At 45.9% G+C, this 20,000-nt stretch carries 20 protein-coding genes; 5 read left to right on the top strand and 15 right to left on the bottom strand.

Annotated features, from left to right (window positions below):
* Positions 1-75: 75 nt before the first annotated feature.
* Positions 76-1,095, bottom strand: a complete 1,020-nt coding sequence (gene fni / locus R7Q41_RS14925) for a type 2 isopentenyl-diphosphate Delta-isomerase (RefSeq protein WP_005388695.1) — start codon at positions 1,093-1,095, stop codon at positions 76-78.
* A 238-nt stretch (positions 1,096-1,333) separates the two neighbouring features.
* Positions 1,334-3,133 (bottom strand): cation:proton antiporter, encoded by a 1,800-nt coding sequence (locus tag R7Q41_RS14920; RefSeq protein WP_170890218.1) that lies wholly within the window; start codon positions 3,131-3,133, stop codon positions 1,334-1,336.
* Positions 3,134-3,574: 441 nt separating this feature from the next.
* Here R7Q41_RS14920 and R7Q41_RS14915 point away from each other — a divergent pair, with 441 nt between their 5' ends.
* A complete protein-coding gene (locus R7Q41_RS14915; RefSeq protein WP_411978719.1) occupies positions 3,575-6,238 on the top strand; it encodes a DUF2339 domain-containing protein in 2,664 nt (887 codons plus the stop codon).
* 88 nt (positions 6,239-6,326) lie between these two features.
* Here R7Q41_RS14915 and R7Q41_RS14910 read toward each other — a convergent pair whose 3' ends face one another.
* From R7Q41_RS14910 to flgB, 12 genes are read right to left on the bottom strand one after another with little or no spacing between them, the layout of a single operon-like run.
* Entirely contained in the window at positions 6,327-7,367 is a 1,041-nt protein-coding gene (locus R7Q41_RS14910; RefSeq protein WP_171344263.1) for a flagellin, read from the bottom strand.
* 18 nt (positions 7,368-7,385) lie between these two features.
* Entirely contained in the window at positions 7,386-8,285 is a 900-nt protein-coding gene (gene flgL, locus R7Q41_RS14905) for a flagellar hook-associated protein FlgL (protein ID WP_005373998.1), read from the bottom strand.
* A 13-nt stretch (positions 8,286-8,298) separates the two neighbouring features.
* Entirely contained in the window at positions 8,299-9,672 is a 1,374-nt protein-coding gene (flgK, locus tag R7Q41_RS14900) for a flagellar hook-associated protein FlgK (RefSeq protein ID WP_005374000.1), read from the bottom strand.
* A complete protein-coding gene (locus tag R7Q41_RS14895) occupies positions 9,673-10,221 on the bottom strand; it encodes a rod-binding protein (RefSeq protein WP_005384422.1) in 549 nt (182 codons plus the stop codon).
* 10 nt (positions 10,222-10,231) lie between these two features.
* The gene (locus R7Q41_RS14890; RefSeq protein ID WP_411979066.1) at positions 10,232-11,368 is read right to left on the bottom strand and encodes a flagellar basal body P-ring protein FlgI; all 1,137 of its coding nucleotides are present in this window, start codon (positions 11,366-11,368) and stop codon (positions 10,232-10,234) included.
* Entirely contained in the window at positions 11,353-12,024 is a 672-nt protein-coding gene (gene flgH / locus R7Q41_RS14885) for a flagellar basal body L-ring protein FlgH (protein ID WP_017635111.1), read from the bottom strand. The genes R7Q41_RS14890 and flgH overlap by 16 nt, the downstream gene beginning before the upstream one ends.
* 32 nt (positions 12,025-12,056) lie before the next feature.
* Positions 12,057-12,842, bottom strand: coding sequence for a flagellar basal-body rod protein FlgG (gene flgG, locus R7Q41_RS14880; RefSeq protein WP_005374008.1), 786 nt, complete (start codon positions 12,840-12,842; stop codon positions 12,057-12,059).
* 24 nt (positions 12,843-12,866) lie between these two features.
* Entirely contained in the window at positions 12,867-13,598 is a 732-nt protein-coding gene (gene flgF / locus R7Q41_RS14875) for a flagellar basal-body rod protein FlgF (RefSeq protein WP_213870241.1), read from the bottom strand.
* Positions 13,599-13,610: 12 nt separating this feature from the next.
* Positions 13,611-14,807 carry a flagellar hook protein FlgE gene (gene flgE, locus R7Q41_RS14870; protein ID WP_017635110.1) on the bottom strand — a complete coding sequence of 399 codons (1,197 nt, stop codon included), beginning with the start codon at positions 14,805-14,807 and terminating at the stop codon, positions 13,611-13,613.
* A 27-nt stretch (positions 14,808-14,834) separates the two neighbouring features.
* Positions 14,835-15,518, bottom strand: a complete 684-nt coding sequence (gene flgD, locus R7Q41_RS14865; RefSeq protein WP_005384410.1) for a flagellar hook assembly protein FlgD — start codon at positions 15,516-15,518, stop codon at positions 14,835-14,837.
* A complete protein-coding gene (gene flgC, locus R7Q41_RS14860; protein ID WP_005374012.1) occupies positions 15,518-15,952 on the bottom strand; it encodes a flagellar basal body rod protein FlgC in 435 nt (144 codons plus the stop codon). Before flgC ends, flgD begins: the two co-directional genes overlap by 1 nt.
* A 2-nt stretch (positions 15,953-15,954) precedes the next feature.
* Positions 15,955-16,317 (bottom strand): flagellar basal body rod protein FlgB, encoded by a 363-nt coding sequence (gene flgB / locus R7Q41_RS14855; RefSeq protein WP_005374013.1) that lies wholly within the window; start codon positions 16,315-16,317, stop codon positions 15,955-15,957.
* Positions 16,318-16,394: 77 nt separating this feature from the next.
* Here flgB and flgA point away from each other — a divergent pair, with 77 nt between their 5' ends.
* The 4 genes from flgA to R7Q41_RS14835 all read left to right on the top strand — a co-directional run bounded on the left by flgA (position 16,395) and on the right by R7Q41_RS14835 (position 18,795).
* On the top strand, positions 16,395-17,192 hold the full coding sequence (flgA, locus tag R7Q41_RS14850) for a flagellar basal body P-ring formation chaperone FlgA (protein ID WP_238972344.1): 798 nt from the start codon (positions 16,395-16,397) through the stop codon (positions 17,190-17,192).
* A 136-nt stretch (positions 17,193-17,328) separates the two neighbouring features.
* Positions 17,329-17,610 (top strand): flagellar biosynthesis anti-sigma factor FlgM, encoded by a 282-nt coding sequence (gene flgM, locus R7Q41_RS14845; protein ID WP_005374016.1) that lies wholly within the window; start codon positions 17,329-17,331, stop codon positions 17,608-17,610.
* Positions 17,611-17,630: 20 nt separating this feature from the next.
* Positions 17,631-18,068: a flagellar export chaperone FlgN gene (flgN, locus tag R7Q41_RS14840; RefSeq protein ID WP_005374018.1), complete on the top strand. Its 438-nt coding sequence runs from the start codon at positions 17,631-17,633 to the stop codon at positions 18,066-18,068.
* Positions 18,049-18,795 carry a lytic transglycosylase domain-containing protein gene (locus tag R7Q41_RS14835; protein ID WP_042523341.1) on the top strand — a complete coding sequence of 249 codons (747 nt, stop codon included), beginning with the start codon at positions 18,049-18,051 and terminating at the stop codon, positions 18,793-18,795. The genes flgN and R7Q41_RS14835 overlap by 20 nt, the downstream gene beginning before the upstream one ends.
* Positions 18,796-19,230: 435 nt before the next feature.
* Here R7Q41_RS14835 and R7Q41_RS14830 read toward each other — a convergent pair whose 3' ends face one another.
* A complete protein-coding gene (locus R7Q41_RS14830; protein ID WP_005374021.1) occupies positions 19,231-19,749 on the bottom strand; it encodes an NUDIX hydrolase in 519 nt (172 codons plus the stop codon).
* Between the last annotated feature and the right edge of the window lie 251 nt (positions 19,750-20,000).

The following is a 20,000-nucleotide window of genomic DNA, read 5'->3' as shown; positions in this document are numbered from 1 at the left end:
CGAAATTATCAGTCTACGTGTTAAGACACCGAAAAATTATTGAGCGACTCTGTGTAAAGCGCGCCATTCTAAAAGCTATAGGCAGCGCGCTTTTGTTAGCTCACCAACCTTAAAAGAGCCAGTACCAAAGCACGCTAAACGCAGCTCTAATGCCATTTGTTCAAAGTGATCGACGACAGACTGCGTGCTGATCGTCGCAGCTTTTAATACCGCACCAGCTTGCCCAATGAGATTAGCACCCAAATGAATGGCTTTCGCCGCTTCAAGTCCGTTATGAACACCTCCCGAGGCGATCAAGGGTAATGTAGGATGCAGTGCGCGGATTTGAGCCAAACATGTTGCTGTAGGGACACCCCAATCGCGGAAAAGCTCGGCTGCACGCTGCATTTTCGGATTATCTTGGCAATACCCTTCAACCGCACTCCAGCTTGTGCCACCCGCGCCCGCAACGTCAATTGCATCCACACCAGCATCAATTAATCGCTGCGCAACGTGTCCGCTAATACCAAAACCGACTTCTTTGATAATGATAGGAACCTTCACGCGAGATTTAAGCATCTCAATTGCCTGGAAAACACCAACCCAATTGTGGTCGCCATTTTTCTGAAACGCTTCCTGCATTGGATTAACGTGCACAAACAAGGCATCGGCTTGAATCGCCTCAACCGCACGTTGCGCATTATCGAGTTTACCTTTATCGAGCAATTGAGCGGCTCCAAGATTGGAATACAACGGTACTTCTTTCGCCAACTCACGAATGGTTTTACCCAAGCCCGAATGCTGACTTTCTTCTAAGCTAATCCGTTGCGAGCCCACACCCATGGCAATACCTAATTCACTTGCGGCTTCAGCCAAACGACAATTGATCGTTTCTGCGTCTTTTGCTCCGCCAGTCATCGAGCTAATCAAAAATGGTAGCGCTAATTGATGACCAAGAAACTCTGTCGATAAATCGATCGCGTGAAAGTCACATTCTGGCAGCGCACAGTGTTCGAACTCGACAGACTCAAAACCCGCCGTTTTATGCTTCATGCTCATATCATGATGTAAAACAGCATCTAGGTGTAAATCTTTTCGGTTAGTTTGCGGAGCCATAATGTCACCCTAAAGTAAAACAGTCGCGCAGTATTGCGATCCTTATCAGTAACGTCAATGCGAATTTTGTGAATTTGCCGGATTACTTTTCCGAAACGAGTAATGAATCTCGACTGCCCCTGACATTATAAGAAAAGAAACTCGCTTTCCGTTTTCAACAAGCCGGCAAGTTTCTCTTCAAATTGAGATAATCAGCGTACGATACCCATGATGCAAATGGATCACATTGCTCTGTAGTTTACTTTACGCTGTCCGACAGAATTAGCGACACAACAGTGCTTGTCGTCGTTGGTTCAAACTGCTCTGGATCATCACAGAATTGAATTTTTCCTTTTTCTTCTACATGGAACAGCGGTACAACTGAACTACCTTTGTGATGCGCTAAATAATCTTGATACGTGAAGTTATCGCTCAATTTCGTGTGTTTAACCTCTGCACCACGACTTAACATACTGGCTAGCTGGGTATAGCTTACATTGCCGCCCATCAGCAATTTACCATGGTACTCCTGAGCCACGGAGTGCTTCTCGCTGCCATTGACGTTGGTTTTCACTTTTTGTAAGCAGTGAACTTTATCTTCTCCAAACTCGTCGACGAATTGCATGCAAGCCATAATGTTGAAATGCTGATCGGGCGTTAATGCAACCACTTGACCTATTCCTATCAAGTTCAAGTTGTCGTCCGCGTGACTAGAAATAGGGTTGCCGTAATAGTAATCCAATCCCAACATACGAACCTGACTGATGTACTCCCAGTTTGAGTCAGTCATTAATACGCGGCGGTCATAACGCGACAACGCCTGCCCTATTTCTCTTGCTACTCGGTTAGCACCAATCAACAAGAAGCCGCGTGGTGCTGGCTCTGCGACGCCCAACGTCAGCGCTACAGGACGTGCCGTCGCACTTTGTAACACGACCGTTCCTATAATCACCATGAAGGTCATAGGGACCAGTAAAATCGCTTCATCAATGCCGTATTCGGTCAATTTGATCGCGAAAAGAGACGAAATCGAAGCAGCAACAATACCGCGCGGTGCAACCCAAGACAAAAACAGCTTATCTTTAAGACGCAAGTTGCTGCGGAAGGTTGAAAGAAAAATCGATAACGGACGCGACACTAACTGCATAAACACAAACAACAATAACGCACCGCTACCTAGCGCAGCAAAATCATCCAAACTGATTCGAGCCGCAAGGAAGATGAACAATCCGGTGATCAGTAAAATGGTTAAATGCTCTTTAAAGTGCAGAATTTGCTGAATATTGATGTCTTTAGCGTTTGCGAGCCACATACCCATTACGGTGACAGTTAGTAACCCAGCTTCAGACTCAATGTGGTTAGAGACCGAAAATACACCTAGAACCACCATCAAAACCGCAAATGGCTGCAAATATTCCGGTAGCCAAGAGCGACGCATGATCGTCGCAACTGCATAGCCTGAGGCCGCACCTAGCATGACGCCGACAGCAATGATCGTCCCAAACACTTCGACGCTATTTATCGCGCTGTGAGATACGATAAACTCGTAAACCATCACAACAAAAAGCGCACCGAGCGGGTCAATCAAAATCCCTTCCCAGCGCAAAATGTTAGCAAGCGTACTGTTAGGTCTTACGGTTCGTAGGAGTGGCACGATGACCGTCGGCCCTGTTACTACGGTTAAGCTGCCGAACAACATGGCAAGCTCCCAAGTAAAGCCGAGGAAATAGTGTGTTGCGATACTGGTCGCTGCCCACGAAATGATCGCCCCGATGGAAACAATGCTCCATACCGAACCACTCACGCCACGAATTTCTTTAAAATTTAAGGTCAAACTGCCTTCAAATAAAATCACTGCCACCGCCAAAGAGACCAACGGAAAGAGCAAGTTACCTAATATCTCATCAGGATTTAACCACTGCATAAATGGTCCGACGATCAGCCCTGCCAACAACAAAAATAAAATCGCTGGCAAACGCAATCGCCAAGCTAACCATTGGCAACCTAAACCAATAACCCCAACCGCTGACAGCACCAGCGCTTCATTACCCACTTGCATCAATAATTACCTGTTTTTGTCTTTTTTCGCGTGAATGCGCTATACCCGAATACATTCAGCCTTACGGTCAAATAGAAACAACCGAACGTGCAAATCAAACGACTGACCTTCGATGACATCGCTACGAAACGCACATGTTTGAAGTCATTTGGCGATCGCATCAGAACTATGAATATAGTTGACCCCCAATGACTTAACGACTCATTTTTGTTCATCAGGTCTTAAAGTGGCACACAAGTGTGCGACTTTGTCGAATTCATCATTACGCATTGAGTTTCATTATGTAGAATGATTTCTAAAGAAAGCGCGGAACCTAGCACTATATGAGTGCTAAGGCATAGAGCATGAACTAAGCTTTAGCGTAAGTGCTCAAAGTTAAGAATCGTGGGTCACGCGACGTACGCAAGGAGAAATGGATTGTACGTAATACTAGCACTGTTCATGGCGTGTCTCGCCATCCTCATCGGAGTGAAAGCCGCCAACCGATCTGCACTTTTAGAAAAAGAACTAACCAAACTTCGTGAGGAAGTCACATCACTACGAGCCAGTGTCCATGGGGGCTCAAACCAACAAGCGCACCAACAATCCAGCATCGAAAAAGACACACCATCTGTAGCGACGTCACCTCACATAGAATCACCACAGAAAAATGTCTCATCCTCTGGGGAACATGATCCAGCTACCAACCTAGACTTGGACCAGAGCGCTGCGAATCAAGGGTACGCCCAGACAAGAGAAGTGCAACTGGATGTTTTTAGTCAAGAAAATGAGTCATTCCTTCAGAGTAAAGTTCAGAGCCTGCTTAGCAACATCCAAGAAAATTGGTTGGTTTGGGTAGGCGCATTGGCCATGCTGATCGGTGGAGGTTATCTCGTACAGGTGATTGGTAGTCACATCCAGTTTTCGCCATTTATGCGAGTGTCCTTTGCCTTTGTGATCTCATTACTTATGGTGCTTGTTGGCGAGTGGTTTCACCGTAAAGAACAACAGAATCCGCAGCGGGCAGCACGAGCCCAAGGCTTTACGTATGTTCCTGCTGCTGTTACCGGTACGGGATTAACAGGCGTTTACTGCACCGTCATTTTTGCCTTTGTGGTTTATCAAATGCTAACGCCGAGTATCTCGTTGATCATCTTGGCTTCAGCGGCATTTTTCAGTTTAGCATTATCATTGCGACAAGGGCCGTTAATGGCCGTGCTTGGCTTAATTGGTGGCTACACAGCACCACTGTGGATTGGAGGTAGTGAACCCAACTACTTTTTGTTAGCCGGATACATCTGCGCAATTTCGTTCGCGGCGACCTTATTGATGCAAAAAGTGCGTAGGGCATGGATTACGCCAAGTATCGCGATTCCACATGTCATTTGGATGTTGCTGTTGATTGAGAGTGTACCAACAGAACGGTTGTTCTCGTGGCTCGCGATTTATCTCTCTAGCACTTTGTATCTCATTTTCGCGGTTCCGAGAATGGGTTGGATGCTCAATCCTCGCTTTCGTCACTATCAAAGCAAGTGGACAAACTCGCCGACCGCTACCGCTCTCGCAACTGCTTTATTGACCTTTTCTGCCGTCACCAGAATGCCGGAGCTGAACACTCTACAAATGGCGTACTGTTATACGCTGCTTGTTGCGATCATCTGGCTACCAGCACTTCGTACAGGCTGGTCATTACGTGTATTTTTGCCATCTATTTTCGTCTCAGCAACCGCGCTGATTGTTCTTACCATCGCTTTTGATGCGCTGTATATGTTAGAGCGAGAAGCTAGCATTCTATTCGCATTGGCGGTGAGTATTGCACTGATCGGCTATCGAACATATTGCCAATCACTTAGTGACCGTTCGCAACTCAGTGGGCTGCTTCTGCTGGTACTGGCTCCCGCGATGAGCTTAATTACGTTGCTTTATGTTGACGAATTTATGCAAGGCTACCTGTGGTATTGGACTACCTTCTGCGCATTGATGGCCACTTACTATGTTGTGCTTGGTCAGCGTGCACGTTCGTTGGCATTAGAATGCTCTGCCGTTATGCATGCTTTAATCGTAGGTATCGCTTTTGTTTGGTTGAGCGATACTTGGTTAACAACAGCAATCTCAATACAAGTTGCGATAATGGCCTTACAGGCTCAAGTCGGGTTATTTCGACCTGCGAGTTGGGCGATTAAAGTGGCAATGGGAATACTGGTTATCCGACTCACGCTGCTACCTTTCATACCCGAATGGCAACCGGTAGAAGCTGGGCATTGGGCTTGGGTTCTTGTGAGTTATATGCCTTCTCTCTTCATCTTGTCTTATGCTCGTTCAACACTAAAACAAGTGGACCGAGAACTGACCAACTGGTTTGAAGGGGCGTTTTTACATGTATTCTTAATGGCATTGTTCACCCAAACTAACTACTGGTTAACGGGGCAATATGGTTACTTGGGGCACATCGACTTCACAAGTGCGGCAGTCTTTGCCAATCAAGCATTAGTTATGGGTTTGGTATACAGCTACCGCAGCCAATTTGCGCAACGCTTAAGCCGTATCTACGAAATCTATAGTTACTTGCTTTGGTGCGCGTTCGCTATATTGATTATTTTGCTTAATACGGCAGAATCGCCGTTGGTGACTGATAACGTCTCGGCACAAGCACTTCCCATCTTTAACATGCTGAGTATCGGCTGGCTGTTACCAGCTTGCATCCTGCTTATCGCAACGTTTAAGCGCTGGAATACGTTGCAAGTTCATCGATTTGCGATTGCTAGTCTAGGCTTTTTACTTGCAGCCATTTGGTTGGGGATGTCTATCCGTCAATTCTGGCAAACCACATCGATGATGCTGTATCAGCCAACCAGCATGGCAGAGTTGTTCAGTTATTCAGTGGCTGGCTTGCTCGTAGGTGGATTGCTTACTTGGCGCGGCGTGACCCAACAGGGGCTGATGATGCAGCGTGTCGGTCTAGTGGTCCTTGCCTGTGTCGCACTGAAAGTATTCTTATGGGATGTGAGCTCTCTGGATGGGTTCTGGCGAGCGATAAGCTTCTTAGGCTTAGGTGCGTCTTTGATAGCACTTGGATGGCTATTCCAGAAATTGAATCGTTCGGTGGCAAAAGCACTCGAGCCCTAGACGAGTCAAAGAGAGATTCCCGACAGTGCGCTGTTTTCGTTATTGGGGGACGATAACAGTGTAAAGCCGGGAATCATTGGAGTGTTCGTTACTTCAGTAAAGCGACCACAGTATGACGACGCACGTTTGCTTGCGCATTCAATGCCTGAAAAGTCGAAGTAAACTCGCCAGACTTTTGCATGAATCCATCCAGTTTTACATTCACCTCATTGACTGAAAGCTGTGCGGTTTTGGTTTGGATAGAACGCATTTGAGTATTCAGTTCACCATGAAAAGCTTTCGCTTCTTGCAAGCTCGTTTGAACTTGTTTCAGATGCTGATTTACTTTGGCAATCGTCTGCTTGATGCCGTCGCGTGAGCCTAGATCAAACCCGAGCTCCGCAATACCATCTGGCTCAGACTTTAAGTTCAAAACGTTAGGCTGTCCCGCAGGGAATCGGTGCCCTTCCCCCGTTACCATCACCTTTTGCTGCATTTGTTGATAAGCGTTGTCTCTGGCTTCAAATAAAATGCTGCCATCATCGGCTAATGAGGCTCGCATTCCTAACGCAATCAAGCTGCGATCCAGCATTTTGACCGTTCGCTCACCGTCTGATTGTCCATCAAACTGAATCATCACCGCTTGACCTTGAGGAAAATCCAAACGGATTTGCTCGGCCTTGTCGCTTAAGCGATGAACATTCAAACCTGGAATAGAAAAGCGACGAATGTCCGCTTTATCCAGTTTTAAGTGCAGTTCGTTATTTAGGACTTTCTGGCCATCGAAACGTGCTTGCTCAACGACTTTTTGGATGGTGGCTTTAGAACGAACCAATGTATCCTGCAAACCAGGAACATTTTGTACGCCTTGATTAATAGCTTGCGTCAAACCACGTTTAATTTGCGTGAGCTCTTTGCCAATCACCTGCAGCGATTTGGACGCGATCTGAACCGCCGTGGCTTGCTGCTGACCCTGCGTAAGCTGAATACCAGATACAGAGTAGGCTGACGCAGTGTCAGCCTGAATTTGCGCCGGGCGCGGTTTAATTGCCGTACTTGAGTCTGCAGAACGGGTCGGCATGATAGAGGCTTGTTCTTGTCCACCTAAGCGTATGCTATGGGGTCTAACCTCTACTGTACTCATTACCATAAAAAGAACTTCCTAACCTTATAAACGGTCAAACAGCGACAAACCATCGATCTTCACATAGCTTGCTTGCGTTGCTTGCAAAGCGGCCATGTAATTACTCAATCGTACCGACGCTTCACCATAGTCCAGAGCAGAGAGGTCTCCAGATACTTTGTCAACGAACAGCTTGTTTTCACTGTGCGCGCCACCAACAAGATCTAAGTTGTTGTGTCGACCACCAATCTCAGTCATGGTCCCTAGTACGTTTGAAAAAGTATCGTCGATAGCGCTGATACTCGCCTCAACTTCAGCTCTGAAGTTGGCGGTAGGGCTCTCAAACTCTTTGATCAGCGCATCAATTTGGTTAAGCACGTTATGGCCTCCCCCAAGGTCCAATATTTCTTTTGCAGTCATATTGGAATCCATCGTGACACCTTTAGCAATTGTTACTACGCGCTTGTCACTATTACCTTCAATTACGTAGCTGCCGCTCGCTTTACTTACAGCCGCAGTATCCGTTTTAGTACCAGAGAAAAGGTAGTGCCCTTCTTCATCCTGCGCGTTAAAAGACGACTCAATAGAGTCACGGTAACTCTTAAGCTCTGTAATCATACCGCCACGACTTTCGTCAGTAAGAGAGCCGTTCGCACCCCAAAGCGCGATGTCTCGCATGCTTTTTAAGCTTTCTTTGATCGAATCTAAATGGGTTTCTTGACTCGATAGCGTCGTTTTTACGTTTTCAATGTTGTTTTTGTACTGAGCAATCGCACTGGTTTCTCGGTCTAAGTTAAGCAACTTGATCGAAGCCATTGGATCATCAGACAGCTTGGTTAAGCGCTTGCCAGTAGACATCTGTTGCAGAGCTTCGCCTAGTCCCGCGCTATTGCTCTGCAAGCTGTGCAACATCATTTGACTAAATTGATTGTCACTAATTCGCATCTAAACTTTCCTCTTAGAATAACTGCAGAATAGAATCGAGCAGTTGATTTGCTGTGCTGATCACTTTCATGTTGGCATTGTGCGCATTAGCAAACATCATTAGGTTAGCCGCTTCTTCATCGCTGTTTACGGAACTAACATTATCGCGAGCTGCGTGCGCTTGCTTGTTCATGGCTAACTTCGCTTGATAATCAGCATTAGCTTGGCGTGCTTTAATTGCGGTTTGACCCACCATTGAACTAAAGGCATCGTTCAAGCTTACTGAGCCGTAACCTGATACCGCCACTGGCTTGTTGCTTAACTCGATCAATGATTGCAACGCATCTGCGTTACCAGGTGTTCCATCACTTGAGAACGCAAGCTCATCTGGAGTTAGCTTGGTAATATCCAAACTGGCTGCAGGGTTTGCTGGGTCATAGCTGAACAAAGGTTTACCTGGGTTGCCATTTAAGTCTTTGCCAGTCGCAAGCACGGCGTTGTATTCATCCGCGAGAGCTTTCGCCATGTCATTCAGAGCCAATTGGTTTGGTTTCAACACTTCGGTTTGATAGTCATTAATCGCACCTAATTTGCCACCAAGCGAGTCACCAATCGCAAAACTTTGATTCGAGAACGTGACGTGTAAGTCCGCCAAGTAAGGATCACTCGGGTCAGGAATGGCTTCCAGTTTGCCATGGTCCGTACCCATCACAAGCGGTTGACCAGAGGTTAGTGTGACCTGAACACTGCCGTCATGCTGCTGTGTTGTTTTGATTTCAATGGTTTGAGATAACTCACCGATTAACCTATCTCGTTCATCCATTAACTGTGATGGGTTACCACCTGTACCTTGCATCTCTACCAGTTGCTTGTTCACCTTCGCGATATTTTCCATAAGGCTATTCGCGTGGTTAAGCGCTGCATTACGTTGGTCGCTCATGTCTTTATGTTGATTGTATAAAGATTCGGTAAGCGTATTAAAACGGCGGGCCAAAGCTTCAGATTCGTTAATGATCTGCTGGCGGTAAGGTATGGATTCCGGCTTAACGGTCGCATCGTTAAGCGCAGCGTTTAGCGAGTCCAAGCCAGCCGATATACTGAAACCATCGGCACCAAGCGTATTCTCCAGCTGACTCATGTTACTGGTGTATCCAGATGCGTATGCCGCCATACTGTTAGTCGACCACGTTTGCTTAATCAGAAATTGATCAGTAACGCGGCGAATGCTAGTGACTTCTACCCCTAAACCTGGACTTAAGCGATTGGCTTTACCATCATCGACAGACGCCATCAACGCTTGTTGACGACTGTAACCCACGGTATTCACGTTTGCCACGTTTTGCGCGGTTACGTCTAGGGCCACACGGTTCGCGCCTAAACCTGAAAGGGCAATATTAACTAGGTTCATTTACAGCTCCATTTTTCTGATCAACGGCTGAGAAAACGCGGTAGTCATACCGGCCTCACCGAATACCTGTTTAACAGAGGCGACGGCTTGAGAAGCGGTATTAAATAGGCTTGAATTCTTCTCCACCTCTTTAGAATCTACTTGTGAGATAGATTCAGAATTCGAACCTTTACCATCGTTAGCGGATGAGATGTTGCGCGCAGCATCGAAAGCAACCTCGCGCATAGACGGGCTCAGCTGCTGGATGAGCATATTGGCAATGCCTGAGCTCTGTTTCTTTGCTAGTTCCATCGCCAGCTGACCGTCATACATATCACGGAATACCCCTTGTTGCTGACTGGCAAACGGGCTGTCTTTATCAGCAAGAGCGTCACTACTGCTACGCATTTGGCGTAACACCATTTGTAGGAACATTGCCTCAAATTGACCTGCGACGACTTCAAGTGCGCCTTCTTGATCACGACTATGCTTGATGTTAGCCAATGCACTGTTGTCGTGATAAAGCATCGAATTTAACTGAGTTTGTTCATTGGTACTGTCTAGCTTCATCCTTAACTCCTTATATCACGACCAATTCAGCGTTCAATGCACCCGCTTCACTCAAAGCTTGCAGGATAGACATCAAGTCTGTAGGCGTGGCACCTAAACTATTTACCGCATTAACTATGGTGTTAAGTTCCGTGCCTGGAGGCCAAATCACCATCTGAGCGAGATCTTCATTCACATCAAGATCCGTTTGGTTAACGACTTTCGTATCGCCATTTGCAAACGCATTAGGCTGACTAACTTGTTGTGATTCAGAAATTCGCACGGTTAAGTTACCGTGACTTACTGCTGCTTCACTCACTTTGACACTCTTACCGATCACCACGGTGCCAGTGCGAGAGTTAAAGACAATACGAGCAGGTTTACGGCCTTCAACAACGCTCATTTCTTCAAGCATCGACATCATGACGACACGCTGCTGTGTATCTTTTGGTGCACGCATATCAATGCGCGCTTTATTGATCGCAACTGCAACGTTAGGTCCAAAAGTGTTGTTAATTTCACGCGCAATATTTTTTGCTGTAGTGAAGCTAGGCTTGCGCAGGTTTAGGGTGATTTCATCACGTTGGTTGAAATCGGTTTTGATTTCTCTCTCTAAAGTCGCACCATTCGGAACGCGACCCGCCGTTGGTGTGTTTACTTCTACTTTGGAGCCACTTCGCCCCTCTGCAGATAAGCCCCCCACAACCACGTTGCCTTGCGCAATCGCGTACACTTCGCCATCAATACCACGTAAAGGCGTTAGCAATAACGTACCACCACGAAGGCTCTTTGCATCACCGATTGAAGACACAACCACATCCAACGTTTGTCCTGGGCCTGCCATTGGATCAACGGACGCTGTCACACTCACAGAAGCCACATTTCGTAGCTTAGGGTTCATACTGTCATCAATTTGAACCCCAAACTGACGTAGCATGTTGGTAATAGATTGAGAGGTAAATTTCACTTGGTTTCGGTCACCTTGGCCGGCTAAGCCAACTACCAAACCATAACCAACCAGTTGGTTTTCTCGAATGCCGCGAACATCGACCAAGTCCATGATCGGAATTTCCGCTTCAGCACGTGAAGTGTCTGGTAGTCCCAAGGTCAACACCAATAGGAGAGACATAAAGAAAGATTGCATTGTCTTCATTAGAAAGGTACCCATGGGCTGTTGAAGAACTGAGTTAGCCACCCGGCTGCGTTGCTGTCAGCTAGCGCTCCGCGACCTGCGTAGGTAATTCTTGCATCAGCAATTCGTTGAGAAGAAACTTGGTTACTGCGGTTAATATCATCCACACGGACGATACCGGTTAGACGAATAAACTCGTCGCCTTGATTCAGACGAAGCCATTTTTCACCGCTGATACGCAATACGCCATTAGGTAATACTTCATGTACCGTTACCGTAATGGCACCTTGAAGCTTGTTGCCTTGTGAACTTGATGCACTGCCATCGAAGTTACGTTTGCCATCCACGCTAACCCCTAACTCATCGATAGTTTTCGTGCCTATGGTCGGCGCCACAAAGTTAATTGCTGAACTTTTACCGAACTTAGTACCCGCATTTTTACTCGATGAGGTTTCTTCTGATAATTGAACCGTTAATACATCGCCAACTCGGTAAGCACGACGATCCTGGAACAGGGTCATCGTGTATTGGTGACGATAAAGGCTACCAGATTGGGTTTCCGGCAGCGTGTAATCGAGCGTTGGTGGTGCATATTCCTCAGCATTCGGCTCAGGCGGAATAAATTCCTGACGGCCAGCACATCCCACCAGCAACACGGCGGCTACTGCCCAACTCTTAGAAAGCCATTTCATTGCTTTTTCCTTCATCATCACCAATTTCATACTTACATTGATTGCGAAACAAACTTCAGCATGTCATCTGCAGCAGAGACCACTTTCGCATTCATCTCATACGCACGTTGAGTGGTGATCATGTCGACCATCTCTTCTACTACTTGTACGTTTGACCCTTCCAGTGCACCTTGCTTGATAATGCCGGCACCATCAGCTCCTGCAATCAGCTCATCAGCTGGACCGCTGGCTTCCGTTTCACGGAATAAGTTGCCACCCATGGCCTCTAAGCCTGCTGGATTGATGAATTTTGCAAGTGTAATTTGACCAAGCTGCTGAGGTGTTGGATCGTCTGCTGTTGTTGTAGTCACGGTGCCATCAACACCCACAGAGAAAGAGACCGCATTGTCTGGGATCTGGATTTGAGGCTCTAAAGGCAGGCCCTGACTGTTCACCATTAAGCCTTCTGAGTTTCTATGGAACTGACCATTACGTGTATACATGATCTGTCCGTCCGAGTTTTCTATTTGAAAGAAACCCTGACCCATTACAGCAAGATCCAACTCTTGCGTTGTGTTTTGGGTATTACCTTGAGTGAATACTTTTTGTGTGCCAACAACGCGAACACCGCTACCTAGCTGAATACCACTTGGTAGTTCGTTAACTTGGTCTACTTGAGCGCCTGGTTGACGCTGAATGCTGTAGAAAAGATCTTCAAATACAACTCGGTCACGCTTGAAGCCAACCGTGTTTACGTTTGCTAGGTTGTTAGAAATGGCAGTCATCTTCGTGTCTTGCGCTGCCATGCCTGTTTTACTTACCCATAATGCTGAATGCATTTTTTACTCCTTGCGGGGCGAGACTTAGCTCGCCGCCATTAATTTGTTACCAGCTTTTGCTAAAGTTTCCGCCGTTTTCATCATGCGAACTTGCATTTCAAAGTTGCGCGTCAGCGACATCACACTAACCAATTCATCAATAGCAGATACGTTACTGCCCTCAATGTGCTCAGGAGAGAGTTGCACGGTTTCATCTGCCGCGAATGGCACGCCATCTACGCTGTGCAGCAAGCTATCGCTCTCTTTTTGCAGTTGATTAATTTCCGGTTTAACCAACTTCAAAGTGCCTGCCACAATTTCTGCGCCGCCACCTGGTGGGGTCACTGAGACTTGACCACGCTCGCTGATTTCAATCTTTTGATAATCCGGCACAACCAAAGGACCATTGTCACCGAGGACAGGGAACCCATTGATTGTTAGAGCGCCAAAAGTATCGACCTGAATATTGCCTGCACGGGTGTAAGCTTCGTTACCCGCTGGGGTTTCTACAGAGAGATACCCCTCACCCATAACCGCAACGTCCAACGGACGTCCTGTTTTCACAATATCGCCAGCGTCGAAACGTGTTGAGGCAGAGTTGGTCACAACCATAGTGCGACCATCAAAACCTGGGCCTTGCATCTCTACACTACGCACACGCTCCATATCCGCTCGAAAACCCGCAGTATCAGCATTTGATAAGTTGTTTGAACGAACGTGCTGCGCTTTAAGAACTCGGCTGGCACCCGACGTTGCCGTAAATAACAAACTATCCATGCAAAACTCCCATTACACCGCGTTAAACAAAGCTTGAGTAAGCTTGTCGCTGGTAGAAATTGTCTTTGCGTTTGCTTGGTAGTTGCGTTGTGCAGTCATTAGAGCAACAAGCTCGCTGGTTAAGTCAACGTTAGAACCTTCTAATGCACCCGGAGTTAGGTCACCCATCGTACCTGAACCCGGAACCCCCATAATTGGAGCACCTGAGCTAAAGCTTTGAGTCCATGATGTTCCACTCACTTTCGCTAAGCCTTGTGTGTTTGCAAAATCAGCAAGAACAACCTGACCTTGTAGCTGTGATTGGCCGTTAGTGTAAGTCGCGTAAACCATGCCGTTACCTTCAACGCGTACACCTGCAAGTTCACCTGATGTGTAACCGTTAGGACTATTAGTACTTACGCCAAAAGCTGCACCAAATTGCGTGCTGCCTTTCAGGTTAATGTCTACACTCATCGCGTTCGCGCCTGCTGCTGGGAATGAAACATTAAACGGCGCAGTTGGTGTTGAAAGCGAGCCATCTTTACCAAACGTTACAGGCACAGTTGCTACTGGCGTCGTACCGCCATCTACTTGAACGTTCACTTCCCACGAGTTAGAAGCAGTCTTAGTAAAGTACTGAGTTACCGTGTGCGAGTTACCCAATGAGTCGTAGACTTTTGTTGTGTAAGACGAGTTAAATGAGCTTGGATCTTTTGGATTGAATGGCGTTACGGCTTTATCAATAACAGACGCGCTTGCGTCGAAGTTCGCAACAAAATCTAAGCTGTCTGTTGCTTTAGCATTCAGTGAGGAAGTCGATACCTGAATATTACCCACAGAACCTGTCATTAGGTTGTTGTTGCTATCGACACTGTAACCTTGAAGCTTTGCACCGCTGTTAGCCGTAACAAAGTTGTTCTTATCCGTTGAGAACACACCTGAACGTGTGTACAACATTTGACCCATATTATCTTTAGTAACAAAAAAGCCACCGCCATTAATAGCTAGGTCCATCGCACGGCCAGTTCCTGTGATACTGCCGTCTTTGTCGAAGTTCTGTGAAATTGACGCGACTTCCACACCACCAGGTTGCATGCCGTTGTATACAGCGGAGAATTCTGTGCGCCCACCTTTAAAACCATACGTTGATGCGTTGGCAATGTTGTGGCTGATTGTGTTTAGCTCTGTGTTGGTCGCGTCCAGACCACTTAGTGCGATGTTAAAACTCATAAATAGACCTCTGATTTCCGTATTTGGTTAAGCACCAAACTGAGTGATTTGATAGAAAGGAACGTTGCCAACGCCATGGACATTGACTAATGCTGCGCCACCGGTATTAGGAATGCGCACTTGCTCAACAGTGCCTGCCATCAGCACATTTGGACTTGCTTGCCCTTCTTGCACTTCTACGGCCACTGAGTATTTGCCTGGTTTAAGACCAAGTTCTTCAGGATTAATTGAAAAGTCGACGTCACCTTTGCCGTGAGCACCTAGTGGCACTTTAGTTGATTGACCAAATTCATCTTTAACAACTAACGTGACTTGGTTTGAGCTATGAGCGAGTTCGATTTTTCCGTTTTGTACGTCTTCACCAAGCTGAAATTCATCCGCGTTGACGTAAACCGTTTGCCCAACAAGGCCCGCTGTTGATAGCACTTGCATGTTGTCCAGTAACACCATGCTCTGTTGCATTGTCTTAGACATATTCTCGGTACTTTGTACCTGCGAGAACTGAGCCAATTGACCAACGTATTCCGTACCATCAAGGGGATTAAGTGGGTCTTGGTTTTGAATTTGAGCCACCATCAAAGAAATAAACTCATTCTCCAATGAAGAAGCACTGTTCATGTCTTTAGGGTTTGGTGAGATACCGTTGCTGTCTTTTGCTTTTGTATTTACTGGAGCGTCAGACGATAAAGGGGTGTATTGTGCAATACTCATTAGCTACCCTGCCCTAATCTAAGCAGACCTTGCTGCATACTTTTTACATTGGCTAATACTTCAACATTCGTTTCGAAGCTGCGTGTTGCGGACATCATGTCTGCCATTTCAGCAACTACATCAATATCTGGGTAAAACACATAGCCTTCATCATTAGCCAGTGGGTTGTTCGGCTCAAAACGCTTCTCTGCATCTCCAGCATTTTTAACAACGTCAACAATGCGAACTTCTGCATTGGGATAAGCTCCATTTTCTGTTGTCATTTGCGTTTTTTGGTACACAGTCGCAAATACTGGCTTAAGCGCTTTATAAGCATCTTCTGGATTTGCAGATACTGCATCTGCGTTTGCTAAGTTACTGGCTACCGTATTCAGACGCACAGTTTGTGCTGTCATCGCGGAACCAGTGATCGAGTAAATATCAGTGAATGACATAATTAACGTCCCTCAATCGCTTTCGCTAAGCCATTAAATTTCATGTTGAGAAACGTCAGGCTAGTTTGAAAGTCCATGTTGTTTTGCGTGAATTTTGCTTGTTCAACACCAAGCTCTACGGTGTTGCCATTTTTGCTATTCTGGTAAGGCACCGAGTATTGGGCCTGAACCTGGAACTTTGGCACCGGTTTGTTCACACCACCTGCCGTTACTTGGTTCATTACGGTGGTGAAACTTAGGTCTTTCGCCAAATACCCAGGGGTGTCAACATTTGCTAGGTTACTGGCGAGGACTTTGGTACGCTGAACGCGAAAATTAAGTGCCTCTGGATGTACTCCTAAAGCATTTTCAAATGTGATCGCCATGCATCTTCCTTACAGTTGGCTCGAATACGCCAACATACAAACAAGATACGTGCCATAAAAAATAGCTATATATATCAATGATTTATAAACAAGGATGGAAGCCAAACTTCCGGTTCTCGGAAAGCATTAAAAACAAGAGGAAAGTGTCCACTTCCTCAACAATAATGCTGACGTTACTCGCTTTGACATCAGAACAAGCATTCGCCAACACCAATGACAAAACCCTCAGCGTTGAAGAGATAAAATCCGTTGTAGCAACGGATTTCGAACAAGAGGTGGATCGCGTAGCGCTCTCCAATCAGTGGGGGGAGTACAAACTGGACTTCGACATGTGGGTGCCCGGTTCTGCCAATCACTTGCCAGAATGTCAATCGCCTTTAGTTATCACAGGTCGTGACAACAACACGTTGCCAGTCGGTAACCTCAAGCGCTCAGTCAGCTGCGACAATATCGCATCACCATGGCGAATTAACGTTACGATAAAGTCTTCGCTGACTCTGCCTGTTTTAGTCGCGACAACCACGGTTGGCCGAAATGAAGTCGTAACGGCTAAACACATAAAGCTTGAAACCCGAACCATCTCTCGCCAAGACGATTTTTATACTCGCCCCGAGCAAGCAGTAGGCTTAGAAACCTCTCGTCGTTTGAGGGCTGGACAAGTGGTTAATCCATCCAATTTGTCGGCCCCACCTCTAATCGAGAAAGGCAATGAAGTCATAGTCATTGCGAGCAAAAATGGATTTAGTGCCAGCACAAAAGGAGTCGCCTTAGAAGATGGAGCGAAAGGGCAACAAATTGACGTGGAAAACCCAAGTTCGGGCAAGGTCATAAGAGCAGTCGTAACTGGATTAAACCAGGTTCATACTCAATTTTGATTTTTTGACTCGGGGTAACATTTTTTAATTTTGGCTCTCGTCAGTAACACTGAACTTCGAGTACAAAAAAAATATTTAATGTTTATCACATTCTAACCGCCTACTTAATTTAGAACATGATGATGAGGACCACAGCATGAAAATCGACAAAGTCGCGGGCGGTCATGTCCCACAAACAAAATTACAGCAAGCAAGCAAACAGCCTGTCGACGTCGTCGAACAGAGCAAAGTACACGAGCCTGCATTTCAAGCGAATACCGTAGCGATAGATCGCGCTCAAGCTGAAATGGCATCACTACCTGATGTTGATATGGAAAAAGTAGAACAAGTACGCAACGCATTAGCGCGTGGTGAACTTAGCCTAGATACAAAAGTGCTATCCAAGGCAATCATGCAGTTCCATACAGGTCACGAGTAATAAAACGCTAGGAAGACATCATGGCAAGCGCAGTATCGCAGCGAATTCAACAATTTGTTCGCTCTATATCTGAGGATATTAAGCTTTATCAACAACTGCTTCCTTTGCTTCAGCAGCAAAAGGTATTGTACTTAAAGTTTGATGGAGAGGCACTGAACGACAATGTTCAGAAACAAATGCCGATACTCAATAAACTCAGCCGCTCCGCCAATGACAGAAGCCAGTGTATGCGAGCGCTGGGGTTAGCGTGTAATGACGCCAGCGTAAAACGAATTTTCAATGCTTTGCCTGCCCAAATAGGTATGCAAGCTAGAAAACAATGGGCGCTATTGGAAACGTTGGTAAGTCAGTGCCAACAATACAATCAGAGCAATGGCCACAGCTCTGCGGCGTTCCATGAGTTGGTCAGTCAACTCAAACAACCTGTGCAACACACTTATGAAGATAAATCGTTCTAAACGATGTTCGTCTTGCCTACAGATTCAGTCGCCATCTCGGCTGAGTACTGTAGGCCTTTTTATTTTTATTGCCTTTCTGTCCTACCTTCCATTCACATGCCAGGCAAAACCAAATGCTGTCGATATTCAAACGCAGTATCAAGTATTAGCCCCATACAAACCACAAATTGCCAAGCGTCTCGATTCATCCAAACCGGTAATTAACCACATTTTCAAACAGCTTCAAAACCACTCATTACCAAATAGCCTAGCCTTAGTGCCAATGTTAGAATCTTCTTACAACCCCAAAGCCGTTTCTCACGCTAACGCCGCCGGACTTTGGCAACTGATACCAGCCACAGCGAAACGTTTCGGATTAACGATAAATACAAAACAAGACGATCGCTTTGACACAGAAGCTAGCACAACGGCCGCGCTCAAGTACCTGGCGTTTTTATACAACAAATTCGATCAAAATATGGCTCTCACTTTAGCTGCATACAATGCCGGAGAAGGACGTGTTGCACGTGCTATTCAGCGAGCAGGAAGTCGAGATTTCCAACAACTCACGCTGCCTAACGAGACTCGCCAATATGTCAGCCGCTTCTATGCATTGGAAAAGTTGATAGATATCGGTCAGTTACAATCCTCATCATTTCAACCTTTACTCTTATTTGCTCCAGACGCTCCTATGATTTCACAACCGCTGGTCGACTTTAGCCGACTGCCTCCGCTAGTTAATTTGTGATAAAAGCTACGACAGAGCTCAATGTCAGAGAAACGTAAAATCACAAGATCCTGTTCGGCGAATTTGAAAACTCGTGATCTCTATGCAAACGTGTGCAAAAAAGTTGAGGTAAGGTATCTCAAAGATAAGAAAGAGTAGTGGTTTACTAAAAAGCGCCCCAATTGCGCTTGGCAATTGGGTAGATATGCGTCACATTGCGTTTGCAAAAAAACATGAAAACCAATGGTCAGACCTAATAATTATTTACACACTAAATGTAAAACAGCTATTGTTTTCATAGTTCGAAACAAATCTAACATATCAAGATGACGCTTCGCTTGCGCGTCTGGAATAAGTCCGGGTTCCGGGGGGGAGTCCGGACTTTTTTATTGCTCTAAAATCTTTGCCCACAATAGAGCCAACAGAAGCTAAGTCGTAATGATGCAAACTAGCTGTTTATAGTAATTCTTTAGAAATCAACTGAAGTAAAAACGTTTCGCGCTCAATGCTCATGCCTTTTTTCGGGCTTTCTGCCATCGTTTTTTCATTGTGTGCAATTGCTTCGTGTATGTTCATCCATACCGGGCGCATTCCATTTTTAACTTCGTAATCTTCATACGCCGTTTCGCCTAGCTCACGTTCGATTTTACATGTATAACAATACGACACCATGTGCATCACGTCAGCGTCATCCTTGTACCACGGACGAAACTCCTCAAAGATTCCGAAAGGCTTAATACCATGTATATTTTGGGCGCCCGTTTCTTCCTCTAATTCACGGACTAATCCAGCAATGACATCTTCACCATCATCAATACCACCGCCTGGTAGCGTGTAGTCATGGTAACGTTCTGTATAGAGCAACAGCACATCTTCACCATCAAGTACAATGGCTCGCGCTGCATTGCGCTGAAAAACAATTTTGTCATCCAAATGCTCTATGTCTGGATGAACGGTCGATTTTAAATGTCTCATCGAAAATACCACGGTCAATGTTTTGTGCGCATATTACCGAATTTCACACTTTAAATCATTGTTGTAGGCCAGGTACGTTCGAGCGCTTGTCAGGAAGTGATTGATATGACCTTCACAACAATACGCCAAGAACAGAAGTGTGACGTGCTAATCAGCAATAAATGAGAATATCTAAATTCTTATACGTCCCTCTTACTTTTAACATCGATAAGACAATAATCTCTTAAAGTTGCCTATAATCAATACAATAC

This window comes from Vibrio sp. 2096, assembly GCF_033339595.1.
Taxonomy (GTDB): domain Bacteria; phylum Pseudomonadota; class Gammaproteobacteria; order Enterobacterales; family Vibrionaceae; genus Vibrio; species Vibrio alginolyticus.
The sequence above is the reverse complement of the archived record's forward strand: the minus strand, read 5'-3'. Positions and strand labels throughout refer to the sequence as shown.

Coding starts and splice junctions, on each gene's coding strand:
- R7Q41_RS14890 (WP_411979066.1), bottom strand. CDS start 11,368: ATGGGTACCTTTCTAATGAAGACAATGCAATCTTTCTTTATGTCTCTC.
- flgB (WP_005374013.1), bottom strand. CDS start 16,317: ATGGCGATCACATTTGAAAATGCTTTAGGAGTACATCCAGAGGCACTT.
- R7Q41_RS14920 (WP_170890218.1), bottom strand. CDS start 3,133: ATGCAAGTGGGTAATGAAGCGCTGGTGCTGTCAGCGGTTGGGGTTATT.
- fni (WP_005388695.1), bottom strand. CDS start 1,095: ATGGCTCCGCAAACTAACCGAAAAGATTTACACCTAGATGCTGTTTTA.
- R7Q41_RS14895 (WP_005384422.1), bottom strand. CDS start 10,221: ATGAAGCTAGACAGTACCAATGAACAAACTCAGTTAAATTCGATGCTT.
- R7Q41_RS14910 (WP_171344263.1), bottom strand. CDS start 7,367: ATGGTAATGAGTACAGTAGAGGTTAGACCCCATAGCATACGCTTAGGT.
- R7Q41_RS14915 (WP_411978719.1), top strand. CDS start 3,575: ATGGCGTGTCTCGCCATCCTCATCGGAGTGAAAGCCGCCAACCGATCT.
- flgC (WP_005374012.1), bottom strand. CDS start 15,952: ATGTCATTCACTGATATTTACTCGATCACTGGTTCCGCGATGACAGCA.
- R7Q41_RS14830 (WP_005374021.1), bottom strand. CDS start 19,749: ATGAGACATTTAAAATCGACCGTTCATCCAGACATAGAGCATTTGGAT.
- flgM (WP_005374016.1), top strand. CDS start 17,329: ATGAAAATCGACAAAGTCGCGGGCGGTCATGTCCCACAAACAAAATTA.
- flgL (WP_005373998.1), bottom strand. CDS start 8,285: ATGCGAATTAGTGACAATCAATTTAGTCAAATGATGTTGCACAGCTTG.
- flgF (WP_213870241.1), bottom strand. CDS start 13,598: ATGGATAGTTTGTTATTTACGGCAACGTCGGGTGCCAGCCGAGTTCTT.
- flgA (WP_238972344.1), top strand. CDS start 16,395: ATGATTTATAAACAAGGATGGAAGCCAAACTTCCGGTTCTCGGAAAGC.
- flgE (WP_017635110.1), bottom strand. CDS start 14,807: ATGAGTTTTAACATCGCACTAAGTGGTCTGGACGCGACCAACACAGAG.
- flgN (WP_005374018.1), top strand. CDS start 17,631: ATGGCAAGCGCAGTATCGCAGCGAATTCAACAATTTGTTCGCTCTATA.
- flgG (WP_005374008.1), bottom strand. CDS start 12,842: ATGCATTCAGCATTATGGGTAAGTAAAACAGGCATGGCAGCGCAAGAC.
- flgD (WP_005384410.1), bottom strand. CDS start 15,518: ATGAGTATTGCACAATACACCCCTTTATCGTCTGACGCTCCAGTAAAT.
- flgH (WP_017635111.1), bottom strand. CDS start 12,024: ATGAAATGGCTTTCTAAGAGTTGGGCAGTAGCCGCCGTGTTGCTGGTG.
- R7Q41_RS14835 (WP_042523341.1), top strand. CDS start 18,049: ATGAAGATAAATCGTTCTAAACGATGTTCGTCTTGCCTACAGATTCAG.
- flgK (WP_005374000.1), bottom strand. CDS start 9,672: ATGAACCTAGTTAATATTGCCCTTTCAGGTTTAGGCGCGAACCGTGTG.